14 protein-coding genes are annotated in these 15,471 nt (G+C 72.7%); 6 read left to right on the top strand and 8 right to left on the bottom strand.

The window, feature by feature from the left end; genetic code table 11:
* Positions 1-3 precede the first annotated feature (3 nt).
* On the top strand, positions 4-1,062 hold the full coding sequence (locus WFK95_RS04265) for a D-2-hydroxyacid dehydrogenase (protein WP_336669963.1): 1,059 nt from the start codon (positions 4-6) through the stop codon (positions 1,060-1,062).
* A complete protein-coding gene (locus tag WFK95_RS04270) occupies positions 1,062-1,859 on the top strand; it encodes an IclR family transcriptional regulator (RefSeq protein ID WP_224648942.1) in 798 nt (265 codons plus the stop codon). The genes WFK95_RS04265 and WFK95_RS04270 overlap by 1 nt, the downstream gene beginning before the upstream one ends.
* A 63-nt stretch (positions 1,860-1,922) precedes the next feature.
* Here WFK95_RS04270 and pgi read toward each other — a convergent pair whose 3' ends face one another.
* Positions 1,923-3,581 carry a glucose-6-phosphate isomerase gene (gene pgi, locus WFK95_RS04275; RefSeq protein WP_336669964.1) on the bottom strand — a complete coding sequence of 553 codons (1,659 nt, stop codon included), beginning with the start codon at positions 3,579-3,581 and terminating at the stop codon, positions 1,923-1,925.
* Positions 3,582-3,692: 111 nt separating this feature from the next.
* Here pgi and WFK95_RS04280 point away from each other — a divergent pair, with 111 nt between their 5' ends.
* The 3 genes from WFK95_RS04280 (at position 3,693) to WFK95_RS04290 (ending at position 8,240) form a co-directional block, all read left to right on the top strand.
* Positions 3,693-5,156 (top strand): NAD-dependent succinate-semialdehyde dehydrogenase, encoded by a 1,464-nt coding sequence (locus tag WFK95_RS04280; RefSeq protein WP_336669965.1) that lies wholly within the window; start codon positions 3,693-3,695, stop codon positions 5,154-5,156.
* 130 nt (positions 5,157-5,286) lie between these two features.
* A complete protein-coding gene (locus tag WFK95_RS04285; RefSeq protein WP_336669966.1) occupies positions 5,287-6,717 on the top strand; it encodes a sulfatase family protein in 1,431 nt (476 codons plus the stop codon).
* 110 nt (positions 6,718-6,827) lie between these two features.
* Positions 6,828-8,240, top strand: a complete 1,413-nt coding sequence (locus WFK95_RS04290; protein ID WP_336669967.1) for a carotenoid oxygenase family protein — start codon at positions 6,828-6,830, stop codon at positions 8,238-8,240.
* A gap of 22 nt (positions 8,241-8,262) precedes the next feature.
* Here the strand turns inward: WFK95_RS04290 and WFK95_RS04295 are convergent, their stop codons facing one another.
* The 6 genes from WFK95_RS04295 to WFK95_RS04320 all read right to left on the bottom strand — a co-directional run bounded on the left by WFK95_RS04295 (position 8,263) and on the right by WFK95_RS04320 (position 13,952).
* Positions 8,263-8,643 (bottom strand): PIN domain-containing protein, encoded by a 381-nt coding sequence (locus WFK95_RS04295; protein ID WP_336669968.1) that lies wholly within the window; start codon positions 8,641-8,643, stop codon positions 8,263-8,265.
* Between the two features lie 18 nt (positions 8,644-8,661).
* Complete coding sequence (locus WFK95_RS04300) at positions 8,662-9,573, bottom strand: formylglycine-generating enzyme family protein (RefSeq protein WP_443081517.1); 912 nt, start codon at positions 9,571-9,573, stop codon at positions 8,662-8,664.
* Positions 9,570-11,459, bottom strand: a complete 1,890-nt coding sequence (gene cysC / locus WFK95_RS04305; protein ID WP_224648991.1) for an adenylyl-sulfate kinase — start codon at positions 11,457-11,459, stop codon at positions 9,570-9,572. The genes WFK95_RS04300 and cysC overlap by 4 nt, the downstream gene beginning before the upstream one ends.
* Positions 11,459-12,400: a sulfate adenylyltransferase subunit CysD gene (gene cysD / locus WFK95_RS04310; RefSeq protein ID WP_224649002.1), complete on the bottom strand. Its 942-nt coding sequence runs from the start codon at positions 12,398-12,400 to the stop codon at positions 11,459-11,461. Before cysD ends, cysC begins: the two co-directional genes overlap by 1 nt.
* A complete protein-coding gene (stf0, locus tag WFK95_RS04315) occupies positions 12,397-13,194 on the bottom strand; it encodes a trehalose 2-sulfotransferase (RefSeq protein ID WP_336669969.1) in 798 nt (265 codons plus the stop codon). The genes cysD and stf0 overlap by 4 nt, the downstream gene beginning before the upstream one ends.
* A 95-nt stretch (positions 13,195-13,289) precedes the next feature.
* On the bottom strand, positions 13,290-13,952 hold the full coding sequence (locus WFK95_RS04320) for a TetR/AcrR family transcriptional regulator (protein WP_224649007.1): 663 nt from the start codon (positions 13,950-13,952) through the stop codon (positions 13,290-13,292).
* Positions 13,953-14,025: 73 nt separating this feature from the next.
* Here WFK95_RS04320 and WFK95_RS04325 point away from each other — a divergent pair, with 73 nt between their 5' ends.
* Entirely contained in the window at positions 14,026-15,153 is a 1,128-nt protein-coding gene (locus WFK95_RS04325) for an FAD-dependent oxidoreductase (RefSeq protein ID WP_224649009.1), read from the top strand.
* A gap of 3 nt (positions 15,154-15,156) precedes the next feature.
* On the opposite strand, the gene WFK95_RS04330 is transcribed toward WFK95_RS04325, so the two are convergent.
* A complete protein-coding gene (locus WFK95_RS04330) occupies positions 15,157-15,441 on the bottom strand; it encodes a chorismate mutase (protein ID WP_068524189.1) in 285 nt (94 codons plus the stop codon).
* Between the last annotated feature and the right edge of the window lie 30 nt (positions 15,442-15,471).

Here is a 15,471-nt window from a genome sequence, read left to right on the forward strand (position 1 = left end):
CGCATGACCTCCACGCTCCGCGCCGCCCTCGCCGTCGACCTGCCCGAGGACGACTGCCTGCTCATCGAGCGGCTCGAGCCCCGCGTCGAGCTGCTGCGCGACCACTCACTGAACAAACCCTCCCGGTGGGACGCCGACTGGGAGGGCGACCCCGACCCCGCCTTCACCCGTAGTCCCGAGCAGGAGGCCGCCTTCACCGCTCTGCTCGACGGCGCCGACGCCCTGTTCGGCCTCCCCGACGTCAGCCCCGCCCGGCTCGCCGCGACCGTCCGCGCCAATCCGTCGCTGCGCTGGGTGCACGCGACCGCGGCCGGCGGCGGCGCCCAGGTGCGCGCCGCGGGCCTGACCCCGGCCGAGCTGGAGCGCGTCGCCTTCACCACCAGCGCCGGGGTGCACGGCTCCACCCTCGCCGAGTTCGCCCTGTTCGGGATCCTCGCGGGCGCCAAGGACCTGCGCCGCCTCGAGGCCGACCAGGCCGCCCGGCACTGGCCCGCCGAGCGCTGGGCCATGCGCCACCTCGACGAGATGACGGTGCTCATCGTGGGCCTCGGCGGCATCGGCGCCGCGACCGCCGCCCGGTTCAAGGCCTGCGGATCGACGGTCTGGGGCACCTCCCGCAGCGGCCGCCCCGTAGAGAACGTCGACCGCGTGATCCCGCTCGACGACCTCGCCCAGGCGGCCGCGCAGGCCGACGCCATCATCGTGACCCTGCCCGGCACCGCCGCCACGGAGAAGCTGATCGGCGCCGAGCTGCTCGCGGGCCTGCGCCCCGGCACCCTGCTCACCAACGTGGGCCGCGGCACCGTCATCGACGAGGACGCGCTGCTCGCCGCCCTCGATGACGGGCGGGTCGGCTTCGCCGCCCTCGACGTCTTCGCGACCGAGCCGCTCCCGCAGGAGAGCCCGCTCTGGGGCCATCCCCGCGTGCTCGCCAGCCCGCACACCGCGGCGCTCAGCCGGCAGGAGGGCACCCGCATCGCCCGCCTCTTCGCCCGCAACGCGACCGCCCTGCTCGACGGTGCGCCGATGGCGAACGTCGTCGACACGGTGGAGTTCTACTGATGGCCTCCCCGGAGGGCCCGCGGGCCCCGGCGCCCGCGGTGACCCGCGCGATCGGCATCCTCTCGCTGCTCGCCGAGTCCGAGAGCCCGGCCCTGAGCCTCAGCGACCTCGCCCGCGGCCTGGGCATCGCCAAGTCCTCCTGCGCCAACCTGTGCCAGGCCCTGGAGGACGGCGACATGATCCGCCGCGTGCCCGGCGGCTTCTCGTTGGGCAGGCGTACCGCGGAGATCGGTGGCGCGTACGCGCTGCAGTTCAACCAGGTCCGCGAGTTCTTCCCGGTGATCTCCGCGTCGCCCGTGCTGCACCGCGAGCTGGTCCAGATCGCCATGCTCGATGGTGCCCACGCCCTCTACCTGGCGCGGCACGAGGGCCGGGTGCCCTACCGGTTCGGCACGCCGCTCGGCTCGCGGCTGCCCGCCGTCTTCACGGCGTCCGGGCAGGCCCTGCTCGCGAGCCTGCCCGACGAGGAACTCGACGCGATCCTCGCGACCGCCGTGCCCGCGCGCAGCGCCGTCGACGGCACCGAGATCACCGACGCCGCGATCCGCGCGGAGCTGGCCCGCGTCCGCGAGCGCGGCTACGCCATCGACCCCGGCCGCGGCACGCTGGGCCTTACCGGCATCGCCGTCGCCCTGCCCGCGTGGGCGCCGGGCGACCCGCCGCTGGGCCTGGGCGTCGCCGTCCCCACCGAGCAGCTCGACGATGCGCGTGTCGCCGCCGTGACGACTGCGCTGGCCGAGGCGGCCGCCCGGCTCACGAATCCGTGGCGCGAGCGGGCGGCGACGGAGCGGCCCTAGCCCGGCGGCCCTAACCCGGCGGCCCGGCCCGGCGGTCCAGCCCCGGCGGTCCCGCCCCGCGGCTCAGACCGCGCGGCCGCGTTGCGCGCGGTACCAGCGCACCTGCGCGTCGGTCGACGAGTCGAGGTCGGCGGCGGGCGCACCGTCGGACGCGATGACGGGCAGCAGCGCGTTGGCCTGCACCTTGCCCAGCTCGACGCCCCACTGATCGAAGGCGTTGATGCCCCAGACGGCGGCCTCGGTGAACACCTGGTGCTCGTAGAGCGCGATGAGCTGGCCCACGACGGACGGGGTGAGCTTGGGCGCGAGGATCGTGGTGGTGGGCCGGTTGCCGGGCATCACCTTGTGCGGCACCACGGCCGGATCGGTGCCCTCCGCGGCGATCTCGTCCGACGTCTTGCCGAAGGCGAGCACCTTGGTCTGCGCGAACAGGTTGCTCATCAGCAGGTCCTGCATGGTGCCGACGCCGTCCGTGGTGGGCAGGTCGTCGGTGGACTGCGCGAAGCCGAGGAAGTCCGCCGGCACCAGCCGCGTGCCCTGGTGCAGCAGCTGGAAGAAGGCGTGCTGGCCGTTGGTGCCCGGCTCGCCCCAGAAGATCTCGCCGGTGTCGACGGTGACGGGCGTGCCGTCCACCCGCACCGACTTGCCGTTCGACTCCATGGTGAGCTGCTGCAGGTAGGCGGGGAAGCGGGCCAGGTCCTGCGCATACGGGAGCACCGCGCGGGACTGCGCGCCGAAGAAGTCCGAGTACCAGAGCCCGATCAGCCCGAGCATGAGCGGCGCGTTCGCCTCGGCGGGCGCGGTCGCGAAATGCTCGTCGACGGTGCGGAATCCGGCCAGGAACTCGGCGAACCGCTCGGGGCCGACGGCGATCATCACCGACAGCCCGATCGCCGAGTCCACGGAGTAGCGGCCGCCGACCCAGTCCCAGAAGCCGAACATGTTCGCGGTGTCGATGCCGAAGGCCGCGACCCGCTCCGCGTTGGTGGAGACGGCGACGAAGTGCTTCGCCACGGCCTCCTCGCCGACGCCGAGCTTCTCCAGCAGCCAGGCCTTCGCCGCGTGCGCGTTGGTGAGCGTCTCCTGCGTGGAGAAGGTCTTCGAGGCGACGATGAACAGGGTGGTCGCGGGGTTGAGCTGCGCCAGCGTGGCCGAGATGTCGGCCGGGTCGACGTTGGAGACGAAGTGGCAGGTGAGGCCGCGCTGGACGTAGGCGCGCAGCGCCTTGTAGACCATCGCGGGGCCCAGGTCGCTGCCGCCGATGCCGATGTTCACCACGTCGGTGATGGGCTCGCCCGTCGCGCCGCGCCACCGCTTGGAGCGCACCTCGTCGCTGAAGGCGCCCATCTTCTCCAGCACGTCGTGCACGTCGCCGGTCACGTCCTGCCCGTCCACCTGCAGGTCCAGGCTCGACGGTGCGCGCAACGCGGTGTGCAGGACGGCGCGGTCCTCAGTGGAGTTGATGTGCTGGCCCGCGAACATGGCGTCGCGCCGGGCGGCGACCCCGGCCTCGTCGGCGAGAGCGGTCAGCAGGCCGAGCGTCTCGCGCGTGACGCGGTGCTTGGAGCAGTCGATGTAGAGATCGCCCACCTCGAAGACGAAGTCGGAGCCGCGGTCAGGGTCGGCGGCGAACAGCTCCCGCAGCGTGGTCCCGGCGATCTCGCGGTGGTGATCGACGAGGTTCCGCCAGGCGGTGGACGCGGTGATGTCGCTGTCGCTCATGGCGTCAGCCTAGTGTCCGGAGCGCCGCCGCGGGCGGTTCACGGACGAGGTCACAGCGGGCGCCGGGACAAGGCCCTGCGCGCGCCCTCGGCGCGGAGCTAGGGTGGCGGTATGGCAACCGAGCAGCGCGTCCGTGACCTCCTCGACCGCATCCCCACCGGGATCTTCGTGAACGGGGTGTTCCGCGATTCGAGTTCGGGCGCAACCTTTCCGGTGCACGATCCCGCCACGGAGGAGGTGTTGATCGAGGTCGCCGACGCCACGCCCGAGGACGGAGCCGCGGCCCTCGACGCGGCCGTCGCCGCGGGCCCGGCCTGGGCCGCGACGCCCGCCCGCGAGCGCGCCGAGATCCTGCGTGCGGCGTACGAGGGACTGCACGCCCGCGCCGACGACTTCGCCCTGCTGATGACGCTGGAGATGGGCAAGGCGCTGCCCGAGTCGGCCAACGAGCTCAAGTACGGCGCGGAGTTCTTCCGCTGGTTCTCAGAGGAGGCCGTGCGCATCGCCGGCCGGTACACGCCCGCGCCCGCCGGCACCGGACGGATCCTGGTGAGCAAGGCCCCCGTCGGGCCGTGCCTCGCGATCACCCCGTGGAACTTCCCCCTGGCCATGGGTACCCGCAAGATCGGGCCCGCGCTCGCCGCCGGCGCGACGATGGTGGTCAAGCCCGCCGGCCTCACGCCGCTGACGATGCTGCTGCTCGCCGAGGTGCTGCGCGACGCGGGCGTCCCGGACGGAGTGATCTCCGTGCTGCCGACCTCGAAGTCCGGCGCGCTGACGGGCCCGCTGCTCGCCGACCCGCGGCTGCGCAAGCTCACCTTCACCGGCTCGACCGAGGTCGGCGCCGCGCTCGTCGCGCAGTCGGCGCCCGGGATCCTGCGCACGTCGATGGAGCTGGGCGGCAACGCGCCGTTCGTCGTCTTCGACGATGCCGACGTCGACCACGCCGTCGCGCAGGCGCTGCTCGCCAAGCTGCGCAACGGCGGCGAGGCGTGCACCGCCGCCAACCGCTTCCACGTGCACGAGTCCGTGGTCGAGGAGTTCACCGCGAAGCTCGTCGACGGGATGGGGAAGTACGTCCTGGGCCGCGGTACCGACGACGGCGTCACCATCGGGCCGCTCGTCTCCGCCGACCAGCAGGCCACCGTCTCCGAGTTGGTGCAGGACGCGGTCGCGAAGGGCGCGTCGCTGCGGCTCGGCGGGGTCGCGCCCGAGGGGCCCGGCCACTTCTTCCCGCCGACGGTGCTCGCCGACGTCCCCGCCGACGCCCGGATCCTCACCGAGGAGGTCTTCGGCCCCGTCGCGCCGATCGTCGCCTTCGCCGACGAGGACGCGGGCGTCGCCGCCGCGAACGCCACCGAGTACGGGCTGGCGGCCTACATCTTCACCAAGGACCTGGACCGCGCGCTGCGCGTCGCCGACCGGATCGAGGCCGGCATGGTCGGCGTGAACCGCGGCGTCATCTCCGACCCCGCCGGCCCCTTCGGCGGCGTCAAGGCCTCCGGCTTCGGCCGCGAGGGCGGCAGCGAGGGCATCGAGGAGTACCTGGAGACCCGCTACATCGCCCTGCAGTGACCCCCCTCCCCGATTGAACGACGTTCTGGAGAACCTGACCTGCGGGTTTCCTCTCCAGAACGTCGTTCAATTGCAGTCGGGGTGATCGCAAAGCTCGCCGCGGCGGGGTGAGCTGTGGCAACGTCGAGGGATGGTGGAGAAGCAGGCGGGGAGCGGCACCCGGGAGAACGTGATCCTGGTGCACTGGCACGACCTGGGCCGCCACCTCACCTGCTACGGCGCGGAGGGCGTGGTCAGCCCGAACCTGGACCGCCTCGCGGCAGAGGGCATCCGGTTCACCGACGCGCACGCGACGGCGCCGCTCTGCTCGCCCGCGCGCGGGTCGCTGTTCACGGGCCTGCACCCGCACCGCAACGGCCTCGTCGGGCTGGCGCACCACGGCTTCGAGTACCGCGACCACGTGCGCACCCTGCCGTCGCTGCTCGGCGAGGCGGGGTACCGCAGCGCCCTGTTCGGCATGCAGCACGAGAGCGCGGACCCCACCCGCCTCGGGTTCGACACCGCCGACGTCTCGGACTCGCTGTGCGACTACGTGGTCGCGCGCTCGCAGGAGTGGCTCGCCGACGCCGTCGGTCATGAGGAGCCCTTCTTCCTCACGGCGGGCTTCTTCGAGACGCACCGCCCGTACCCCGTCGACCAGTACGAGCCCGCCGACCCGGACGCGATCGGCGTCCCCGGCTTCCTTCCGGACACCCCGCAGGTCCGCGAGGACCTCGCCGGGCTGCACGGCAGCATCACGCAGGCCGACGCCGCCGTCGGGCGGCTGCTCGACACCGTCGACGAACTGGGGCTGGCCGAGAGCACCTGGATCCTGTTCATCACGGACCACGGCCTCGCGTTCCCGCGGGCGAAGTCGACCCTCTACGGCGAGGGCACCGGCGTCGCCTTCATCGCGCGCCCGCCTCGCTCCCTCGGGCTCGCACCCCGCGTCTACGACGACCTGTTCTCGGGCGTCGACCTGACTCCGACGGTGCTGGACCTGCTCGGCCTGCCACTGCCGGAGGACGTCGACGGGGAGACCCACGCGGCGGAGCTGCTGGAGCCCACGGGGGAGCAGGTGCGTGCCGGGCTGTTCACGCAGAAGACCTACCACGACGCGTACGACCCGATCCGCGCCGTGCGCACCAAGCAGTTCAGCTACATCGAGAACTACGCCGACCGGCCCGCGCTGCTGCTGCCGCTCGACATCGCCGACAGTTCCTCCGCCGCCTCGCTCGATCCGTACGAGACGGCCGCGCCGCGGCCCCGTCGGGAACTGTACGACCTGGTCGTGGACCCGTACGAGCGGCGCAACGTGGTCGACGAGCCCGCCTACCAGTGGGTGGCCCGCCGCCTCGCCGGCGTGCTCGCGACCTGGCGCGAGGACACCGGCGACGTGCTGCCGACCGAGGCCGAGGGCACCGCGATCGCCGAGGCCTTCATGGCGGCGTTCTTCGCCGGCCGCGCGGAGCCCGACGCCGACGAGGTTCCGCTGCCGTCGCGCCGCCCGCAGGGCGAGCGTCGCGAGCTCGTGCCGACCGAGCACGCCGCCCCGGCGGAGGCGCGTGCCGCCGGTCGGTGACGGGCCGCGGATCCACCCGCGTTCTTCCCTCGTGCTCGCCCGTTCCGCCGCACAGTTGATACAACTAGTGATTTAATCGTATCGACAGTCGTTCGGACCCCGGGAGAGCCATGTCGATCACCGTCGGAGACCTGTATCGGACCAGTCCGCCCGAGACGCCCGTCGCGGAGGAGCTGGACGTCGACGGCGCGCTCCCCGCGGGACTGCGGGGAACCCTGTACCGCAACGGGCCGGTCCGGTTCGAGGCCGGCGGCTTCGTCGCCCGGCACCCCTTCGACGGCGACGGCATGGTCTCGCAGTACGTGCTCGACGAGGGGCGCGTCCGGTTCCGGTCCCGCTACGTGCGGACGCCGAAGTACCGCCAGGAGGAGGCCGGGAAGGGCGCGCGGATCAAGGGCATCGGCAACACGGTCCCGGGCTGGTGGCGCAACCTGAAGCTCCCCGCCGACGCCGCCAACACGCACGCGGTCATGCACGCCGACCGCCTGCTTGCGCTGTCCGACGCGGGGAAGCCCTGGGAACTCGACCCGGACACCCTCGCGACCGTCGGCGTGTGCACGCTCGACGGGTCGCTGTCGACCTTCGGCCGGTTCTCCCCGCATCCGCGCATCGACCCGGTCACCGGCGAGATGTTCAACTTCGGTCTCGATTTCGTCCCCGGCCTCCTGCCGCGACTCCCCGTCGGGCTCAAGTGCTTCCGCACCGGGCCGGACGGGCGGACCACGGTGCTCGCGACGGTGCCTCTGACCGCGCTCCACGTGCAGCACGACTTCTCCATCACCGAGCGCTTCCTCGTCTTCCTGATCTCCCCGCTCACGGTCGATCCTGTTGCGGCGCTGCAGGTGCCGCAGGAGCAGGCGGCCCGGTGGCACTCGGACCGGCCCACCCGGGTGGTCCTCGTTCCCCGTGACGGCGGTGCGCCCATCGAGCAGGTCCTCGACGAGGACCTGATGTACATCCACATCACGAACGCCTTCGAGGACGAGCGCGGCGACGTCCACGTGGACGTCGTGCGATATGCAGATCCCGACGACTTCTTCCTGCCGGCGCGCGAGTTCCGCACGACCACGGAGAACATCGGCGGATGCAGTGCGCGCGTGACGATCACGCCCGCGGGGGTCACGGTGCGCGACCTCAATGAGCACCGGCTGGAGTTGCCGCAGCACGATCAGCGCCGCACCGGCAGGCCCTACTCCTACGGCTACTACGCCACCCTCGACGCGGCGCCCGATGCGACCAACGGGGTGTACAAGATCGACCACGACACCGGCGCCGAGCAGCATTTCGCCTACGACCCGGGCCACGCCGTCGGCGAGCCGCTGTTCGTGCCCGCGGTCGACGGCGCCGCCGAGGACGACGGATGGCTGCTCACCCTGGTCACCGACGTCGACGCGTCGCGCACCGGGCTGCACGTCTTCGACGCGCGGCACGTGGACGCGGGTCCGATCGCGCGTGCCACCGGCCCGACCGGCTTCTTCCCCGGATTCCACGGGAGCTTCACGGACCGCGTCGCCCGGGCCTGACCCGGCGCCGTGGCCGCCCGGCCTACACCCGTACCTGACGGAACTCGGACGCCACCTCCGCGATCCGCTCGTAGTGGCTGTCCCGGTGCACGACGACCGCATCGTGCCGGATGGCGATCGCGGCGATCATCGTGTCGACGGGGCCGGCCGAGCGCACCGTGCCGGAACGCCAGAGGCGACGCTGCAACTCCACGGAGACGGCGTGGGTTTCGATGCCGGGGTGGAGCACATCGAGGAACTCCCATTTGGCGGCGTACTCCGACTCCCATTCACGAGGAGAACGTGTGGAGTAGAGGGCCTCGAGGAGCTGCGGTGCGCATGCTGCGAGGAAGTTCCCGCCCGTCGTGAACGATTCCAGTGCGGTGGTGGTGATCTCGCCGGTCTGGATCCTCGACCATCGCACCGCCGGCGTATATCGGATCTATGAAATCACGATATCGGAATCGGACACGGTGCGGAATCCGATGTTGCTCGCCGTCGAGCTCGGGGTGTTGTGGCTGCGGGCCGCCACGCGGTAGCGGTAGCAGTACGAGTCGTGGCACAGGTGGCTGCCGCCCCGCAGCACCCGGGCGGTCCCGCGGTCCGGCCCGGCGGGCGAGTGTTCCGGCGAAACCCGGTAGTAGCGAGCGGAATACCGATCGGCGCACCACTCCCACACGTTCCCCACTGCCTGGTACAGGCCGTAGCCGTTCGGCGCGTACGACGCGGCCGGCACCGTCCGGACGGGGCCGTCGGGCTCGGGGAAGGCGCCGACGAAGACGTTGCAGTCCCGGCCCGGCACAGGGTGCTCGTCGCCCCACGGGTAGCGCGCCCCGTCGAGGCCGCCGCGCGCCGCGTACTCCCACTGCGCCTCCGTCGGCAGGGCCCGGCCGGCCCACGCGCAGTAGGACAGCGCATCGGCGTGCGAGACGTGCACGACCGGATGGTCGTCCAGTCCGACGGTGCCCGGCCCGCCCGGCGCGCGGAAGGTCGCGCCCGGCACCGTCAGCCACCACGGCGTGCCCACCACCGGCACCGCCGCGGACGGGTCCGCCGCGCTCGCGTGGAAGACCGCGGAGGCACCGAAGCGCTCCGCGTCGGTCATGTACCCCGTCGCGTCGGCGAAGGCCGCGAACGCGGCGACGGTCACCGTCGTCGCGTCGATCGCGAAGCCCGGCAGCACGACCCGGTGCACGGGGAGCTCGCCGTCGGCGCGGTAGCCGTCGCCGTGCGCGTCGCCCATCGCGAACGCCCCGGCGGGGACGTGCGCCTGCGCGATCGGGTGCGCGCCGCCGCCCGGCGCCGCGCCGGCGTGCGGCGGCAGATCCGGGCCCTCGGGCGTGCAGCAGTTCACTCCTCGAGTATTCCCCGCCGAACGAGCAACGCGATCACCCGCTGCGCGAGCTCGTCGGTGTCGGCGCCGGTGGTGTCGAACCGCAGGTCCGGGTCCTCGGGCTTCTCGTACGGCCCGTCGACGCCGGTGAGGCCGCGGAGCTCGCCGCGGTCCGCGCGGGCGTAGAGGCCCTTCGGGTCGCGCTTGCGGCACTCCGACACTGGCGTGGAGACGTGCACCTCGAGGAAGTCGATCTCGGCCGCGAGGTTCAGCTCCCGCGCGATGTCCCGGTCCGACCGCAGCGGCGAGACCAGCGACGCGATCGAGATGACGCCCGCGTCCGCGAACAGGCGCGTCAGGTGCCCCACGCGGCGGATGTTCTCCGCGCGGTCGCCGGGGGAGAAGCCCAGGTCGTCGCTGATCCCGTGGCGGATGTTGTCGCCGTCGATGAGGTAGGCGACGCGGCCCCGCGAGACCAGCGCCCGCTCCAGGGCGACCGCCACCGTCGACTTGCCGGACGCCGGCAGCCCCGTGAACCACACCGTCGCGCCGCGCTGCCCGGTCCGCGCCCAGCGCTCCGCGCGGCCCAACGAGCTGGGGTGCCAGCGGATGTCGTTGCGGGTCGCCTGCCCGGGGACCACCTCGCGGGCCTCGGTGATGGTGCCCGCGCCGACGGTGTCGTTGCTCGCCTCGTCGATGAGGATCAGCGCGCCGGTGTCCCGGTTCTGCGCGTACGGGTCGGCCACCACCACCGACGAGGTCCGCAGCGTCACGGTCCCGATGTCGTTGAGCGCCAGCTCACTCGGCCCCACCTGCTCGATGAGCGTCTCCGGATCCAGGCGCCGCTCCAGCGACTGGACGGTGGCGCGCACCGTCGCCGTGGCGTGCTTGAGCGCCACGCGGTCCCCGGCCCGCAGGGGCTTCTCGGCCAGCCAGCAGACGGTGACCTCCAGCTCGCGGGCGTTCACCGGCAGGTGCGCGCCGTCGGCGCCGGAGATGAGCACGTCGCCGCGGCCCACGTCGATGTCGTCGGCCAGCTCGACGGACACCGACAGCGGCGCGACGGCCGTCGCGCGGTCGTCGTCGAGCGTGTCGAGTGCGGTCACCGTCGACCTGCTGCCCGACGGCAGGACGAGTACCTCGTCGCCCACGGTCAGCGTGCCGGCGGCGACGCGGCCGGCGTACCGTCGGCGCCGCTCGGCGGTGGGCCGGGAGACCCACTGGACCGGGAGGCGCAGCTCGGTCGCGACCGCCGACGGTGCCCGCAGGGGCACGGCCTCGAGATGCTCGAGCAGCGTCGGGCCGTCGTACCAGGGCGTGTGCGCCGAGCGGTGCACGACGTTGTCGCCGAGCTTGGCGGCCAGCGGGATCGCGGGGATCGCGCCCAGGCCGAGCCGGACGGCGAGCTCGGCGAGCTCCGCCTCGACCTCCGCGAACCGCTCCGCGGAGAAGTCGACGAGGTCGATCTTGTTCACGGCGGCGATGACGTGCGGCACGCCGAGCAGTGTCGCGATGCGGGCGTGCCGGCGGGTCTGGCGCAACACGCCCTTGCGCGCGTCCACCAGCAGGATCGCGACGTGCGCGTTGGACGCGCCGGTGAACATGTTGCGGGTGTAGCGCTCGTGGCCGGGGGTGTCGGCGAGCACGTAGCTGCGGGTGTCGGTGGAGAAGAAGCGGTAGGCCACGTCGATGGTGATGCCCTGCTCGCGCTCGGCGCGCAGGCCGTCGGAGAGCGCCGCGAGGTCCACTTCGTCGCCGTCGGTGACGGCGTCCAGGTGGTCGGTGGGCAGGCTGCCGGTGTCGTGCAGCAGGCGGCCGATGAGCGTCGACTTGCCGTCGTCGACGGAGCCCGCGGTGGCGAGGCGCAGCAGCTGCCGCGTGGTCGGTGGTGCCAGTACGTCCGTCATCAGAAGTACCCCTCCTTCTTCCGGTCCTCCATGGCCGCGGCCGATGTCCGGTCGTCGGCGCGGGTCTCGCCGCGCTCCGAGACGGTGGCGGCGGAGATCTCCGCGATCACGTCGTGGATCTCGGTGGCGCGGCTGCGGACCGCGCCGGTGATGGTCAGGTCGCCGACGGTGCGGTATCGGACCCATTCGCGGGCCGGGACCTCCCCGGCACGCGGCTGCGTGAACTCCGAGACGGCGAGCAGGATCCCGTCACGCTCGAAGACCTCGCGCTCGCTCGCGTAGTAGATCGGCGGCAACTCCAGTCCCTCGAGCTCGATGTACCGCCAGATGTCGAGCTCGGTCCAGTTGGACAGCGGGAACACCCGGACGGACTCGCCCCGGCGGATGCGTCCGTTGTAGAGCGACCAGGGTTCGGGGCGCTGCGCCCGCGGGTCCCACTGCCCGAACTCGTTGCGGAAGCTGAACACCCGCTCCTTCGCCCGGGCCCGCTCCTCGTCGCGCCGGGCGCCGCCGAACGCGGCGTCGAAGTTCCCGGCCTCCAGCGCGTCCAGCAGCGTGCGGGTCTGCAGCCGGTTCCGCGAGCCGGAGGACTCCGTCGATTCGGCGACCCGGCCCGTGTCGATCGACTCCTGCACCGAGGCGACGATGAGCTCGATCCCGTCGGGGTTCTCCGCGGTCGGGGCCACGCGGCGGTCGCGGAAGTCGATCACCTCGGGGAAGTTGTGGCCCGTGTCCACGTGCAGGATCGGGAAGGGCAGCGGCGAGGGCCGGAAGGCCTTCTCCGCCAGGCGGAGCAGCACGATGGAGTCCTTGCCGCCCGAGAACAGCAGGACCGGCCGCTCCAGCTCGGCGGCCACCTCGCGGATGATGTGCACCGCCTCGGCCTCGAGGACGCGCAGCTCGTCGACGGCGGCGATCGGTTCGGGTGTCACGGTGCTCATAGGGGGTATCCGTTCTCGGCGGCGTCGGCGCGGTAGCGCTCCGCCCACTCCTTGGAGCGGTCGTTCGACTGGGGCTTGAGCGGCGGCGGGGGAGCAAGGTGCGGGTCCTGCCCGAGCGCGTCCAGCACGCGCGCCGTCGTCTTCTGCGGGTCGGCGGTGAGCTCGTGGAAGTCGATCTCGAGCGGCGTGATGCCCTCGAACGCGAACCACGCCCGCCACGACCGCTCCTGCTCGCGCAGGATCCCGGCCAGGTGGGCGATCCCTTCGGCGCGGTACACGGCGCGCTCGTCGCGCTCGCGGTCGTGATCGGGGTCGTCGCGCCACACCCGGGTCTGCACGGCGCGCCACATCGACACGGCCTGGGCGACCACGTCGGGCCGGTGGACGTGCACGTACAGGGGGTCGGCACCGTCGAACAGCGAGCGGATGGCCGTCCGTACCGAACCCGAAGCGGTGCGGGTGCGGGTCACGAGGACGGGCGTCTGGTTCCACATGAGCTTGCCGCCCCAGACGCCGTTCGGGGTCCGGCCCTCGCGCAGCACGTCGTCGCGCCATTGCGCGGGGCCGCGCGGGTCGACGGTGCCGGGGTCGGTCGGGTCGAGCAGGTCGATCAGCGACGGATCGTCGACGCCGGCGAACCACTCGCGCGGCTGCGGCGACAGCGACGAGGACGGGTAGTACTGGAAGAACTCCTGCGGCCGCCCGGCGACGCCGGTGGCCGCGAGCGACTCCACGAGGAGGGTGCTCCCGCTGCGCTGGCTGGCGCACACGAGATAGTCGTCAGGGCTGGGCATGCCCGCCAGTCTGGCGCAGAAAGGCCTTCCGACCTGGGGTTCGATGGCACTGTGAACGTGATCCTTGACGGATCGCGGCCGATGTGGTGCGTTCGCTACAGGGCGTCGATGCCGGCCAGGAGCAGGTCGAGTCCGGCGAGGAACTGGGCGCGGTCGTCGTGATCGGCCATGGTCGCGGCGATGCGGTGCAGGTACGGGAACTCGTCGGGCTGCAACTGCCCGATGCGGGCCGCGACGCCGCCCAGCAGCTCCTCGCGGCTGGGCCCGCTGCGGGCGAGGTCCGACCGAGCGTTGGCGGCGTTCTGGGCCGCCGATCCGAGCACGTAGCCGACGATCGCGGTGGCGGCGTCGAACAGCGATTCCTCCGGCGTGCCCATCGCCAGCACGGCGCCGCCGATCCGCTCGCTGAGCAGCAGGTTCGCCGCCCGGCCCGGATTGGCCATCACCTGGGCGGCGAGCCACGGGTGCGCATCGATCGTGTCGAACAGGGTGAGTGCGAGGCCGCGGATCGTCTCGCGGGGGTCGCAGCCGCCCGTGGGCGCGGCGAGGATCGGCCGCAGGACGGCGTCGGTCGCGGCGGCGAGGAGCTCGTCCTTGCCAGCGACGTGGTGGTAGATCGCCCCGCTGCCCGTGTTGAGGGCGGTCGCGAGGGCCCGGAAGGTCAGTGCGTCGGCGCCGCTCTCGTCGAGCAGGCCGATCGCGGCGTCGACGATGCGGTCGCGGGAGAGGGCGTCGGTGCGGCGGCTGCGGGGTGGCACGGCTCCATCTTGACACGAATGGAACGATGTTCCAAACTCGTATGGAACGTTGTTCCAATGAAAGGGGAGCGCCATGCAGGCATCCATCACGATCATCGGCGCCGGGCTCGGCGGCCTCGCCCTGGCCCGCGTCCTGCACGTCCACGGCATCGACGCCGTGATCTACGAGGCCGAGCCGACGCCCATGTCGCGCACGCAGGGCGGCCAGCTCGACATCCACGAGGCCGACGGCCAGGCCGCGATCGAGGCGGCCGGCCTCACCGCGCAGTTCCGCGCGCTGATCCACGAGGGCGGCGAGGCGACCCGGGCCCTCGGCCGCGACGGCACCGTCCTCCTCGACCTCCCGGACGACGGCGACGGCGGCCGGCCCGAGGTCCTCCGCGGCGAGCTGCGACAGCTGCTCATCGACTCCCTGCCGGCCGACGCCATCCGCTGGGGCGCCAAGGTCGTCGCGGTGCGCGCGCTCGGCGGCGGGCGGCACGAGCTGTCGTTCGCCGACGGCACCGTCGTCGAGACCGGGCTGCTGGTCGGGGCCGACGGTGCCTGGTCCAAGGTGCGCGCCCTGGTGACGGACGCGGCACCGTCGTACTACGGCACCACCTACGTCGAGACCTACCTGCACGACGTCCGGCGCCGCCACCCCGGCATCGCCGAGCTCGTGGGGGAGGGCGCGATGTTCGCGCTCGCGCCGGGCCGCGGGATCAGCACGCACGCGGAGGCGGGCGACATCGTCCACACCTACGCGCAGCTGCACGTGCCCGAGGAGTGGGCGGACGGAATCGATTGGTCGGCACCGTCGGCCGCCGAGCGCGTGCTCGCCGAGTACCCGGGCTGGTCGGGGGAGCTGACCCGCCTCATCGGCGAATCGGACACGCCGCTCGTGCCGCGGCGGCTCTACACCCTGCCCGTCGGGCTGCGCTGGGACCGCGTCCCCGGTGTCACGCTGGTCGGCGACGCCGCGCACGTCAGCCCGCCGGCCGGGGAGGGCGCGAACATCGCGCTGTTCGACGGTGCCGAGCTGGCCCGGCACATCGTCGAGAACCCCGGCGACCTCGACGCCGCCCTCACCGCCTACGAGAGCGAGATGTTCGTCCGTGCCGAGCAGTCCGCGGCGGACGCGGACGAGATGGCGACGATGATGCTCGGCGGCGACGCGCCGAACGGCCTGCTGGACTTCTTCGCGGGGGTCGGCCGGGCCTGACGGCTACCGGCCGAGCGGGCCCCGGCCCAGGCGCAGGAGGAGCATCGCGAGGGTGTGGCCCTCGCGGCCGAGCTCGGAGAACCGCTCGAGCACCTTCATCTCGCGCGAGTGCACCAGCCGCGTGCCGCCGGACGCCATGCGCGTGCGGCCGATGATCTGCGAGACCTCGCTTCGGCGCTTGATCGCGGCCAGGATCTCGGCGTCGAGGCGGTCGATCTCCTCGCGGAGGGCCTGGATCTCCTCGTCGGCGAGCGGCGTCTCGGCGCCGGTGTCGTCCGGTGTGCTCATGGGTTCAAGTTTTCCACAGCCGTGGGATCT

Source organism: Tsukamurella sp. USMM236 (assembly GCF_037148755.1).
GTDB lineage: Bacteria > Actinomycetota > Actinomycetes > Mycobacteriales > Mycobacteriaceae > Tsukamurella.

Bases quoted from the DNA above. Each gene is read 5' to 3' on its own strand.
- WFK95_RS04270 (WP_224648942.1), top strand. From the start codon at position 1,062: ATGGCCTCCCCGGAGGGCCCGCGGGCCCCGGCGCCCGCGGTGACCCGC.
- WFK95_RS04325 (WP_224649009.1), top strand. From the start codon at position 14,026: ATGCAGGCATCCATCACGATCATCGGCGCCGGGCTCGGCGGCCTCGCC.
- WFK95_RS04290 (WP_336669967.1), top strand. From the start codon at position 6,828: ATGTCGATCACCGTCGGAGACCTGTATCGGACCAGTCCGCCCGAGACG.
- WFK95_RS04285 (WP_336669966.1), top strand. From the start codon at position 5,287: ATGGTGGAGAAGCAGGCGGGGAGCGGCACCCGGGAGAACGTGATCCTG.
- WFK95_RS04280 (WP_336669965.1), top strand. From the start codon at position 3,693: ATGGCAACCGAGCAGCGCGTCCGTGACCTCCTCGACCGCATCCCCACC.
- cysD (WP_224649002.1), bottom strand. From the start codon at position 12,400: ATGAGCACCGTGACACCCGAACCGATCGCCGCCGTCGACGAGCTGCGC.
- WFK95_RS04265 (WP_336669963.1), top strand. From the start codon at position 4: ATGACCTCCACGCTCCGCGCCGCCCTCGCCGTCGACCTGCCCGAGGAC.
- pgi (WP_336669964.1), bottom strand. From the start codon at position 3,581: ATGAGCGACAGCGACATCACCGCGTCCACCGCCTGGCGGAACCTCGTC.
- stf0 (WP_336669969.1), bottom strand. From the start codon at position 13,194: ATGCCCAGCCCTGACGACTATCTCGTGTGCGCCAGCCAGCGCAGCGGG.
- WFK95_RS04330 (WP_068524189.1), bottom strand. From the start codon at position 15,441: ATGAGCACACCGGACGACACCGGCGCCGAGACGCCGCTCGCCGACGAG.
- cysC (WP_224648991.1), bottom strand. From the start codon at position 11,459: ATGACGGACGTACTGGCACCACCGACCACGCGGCAGCTGCTGCGCCTC.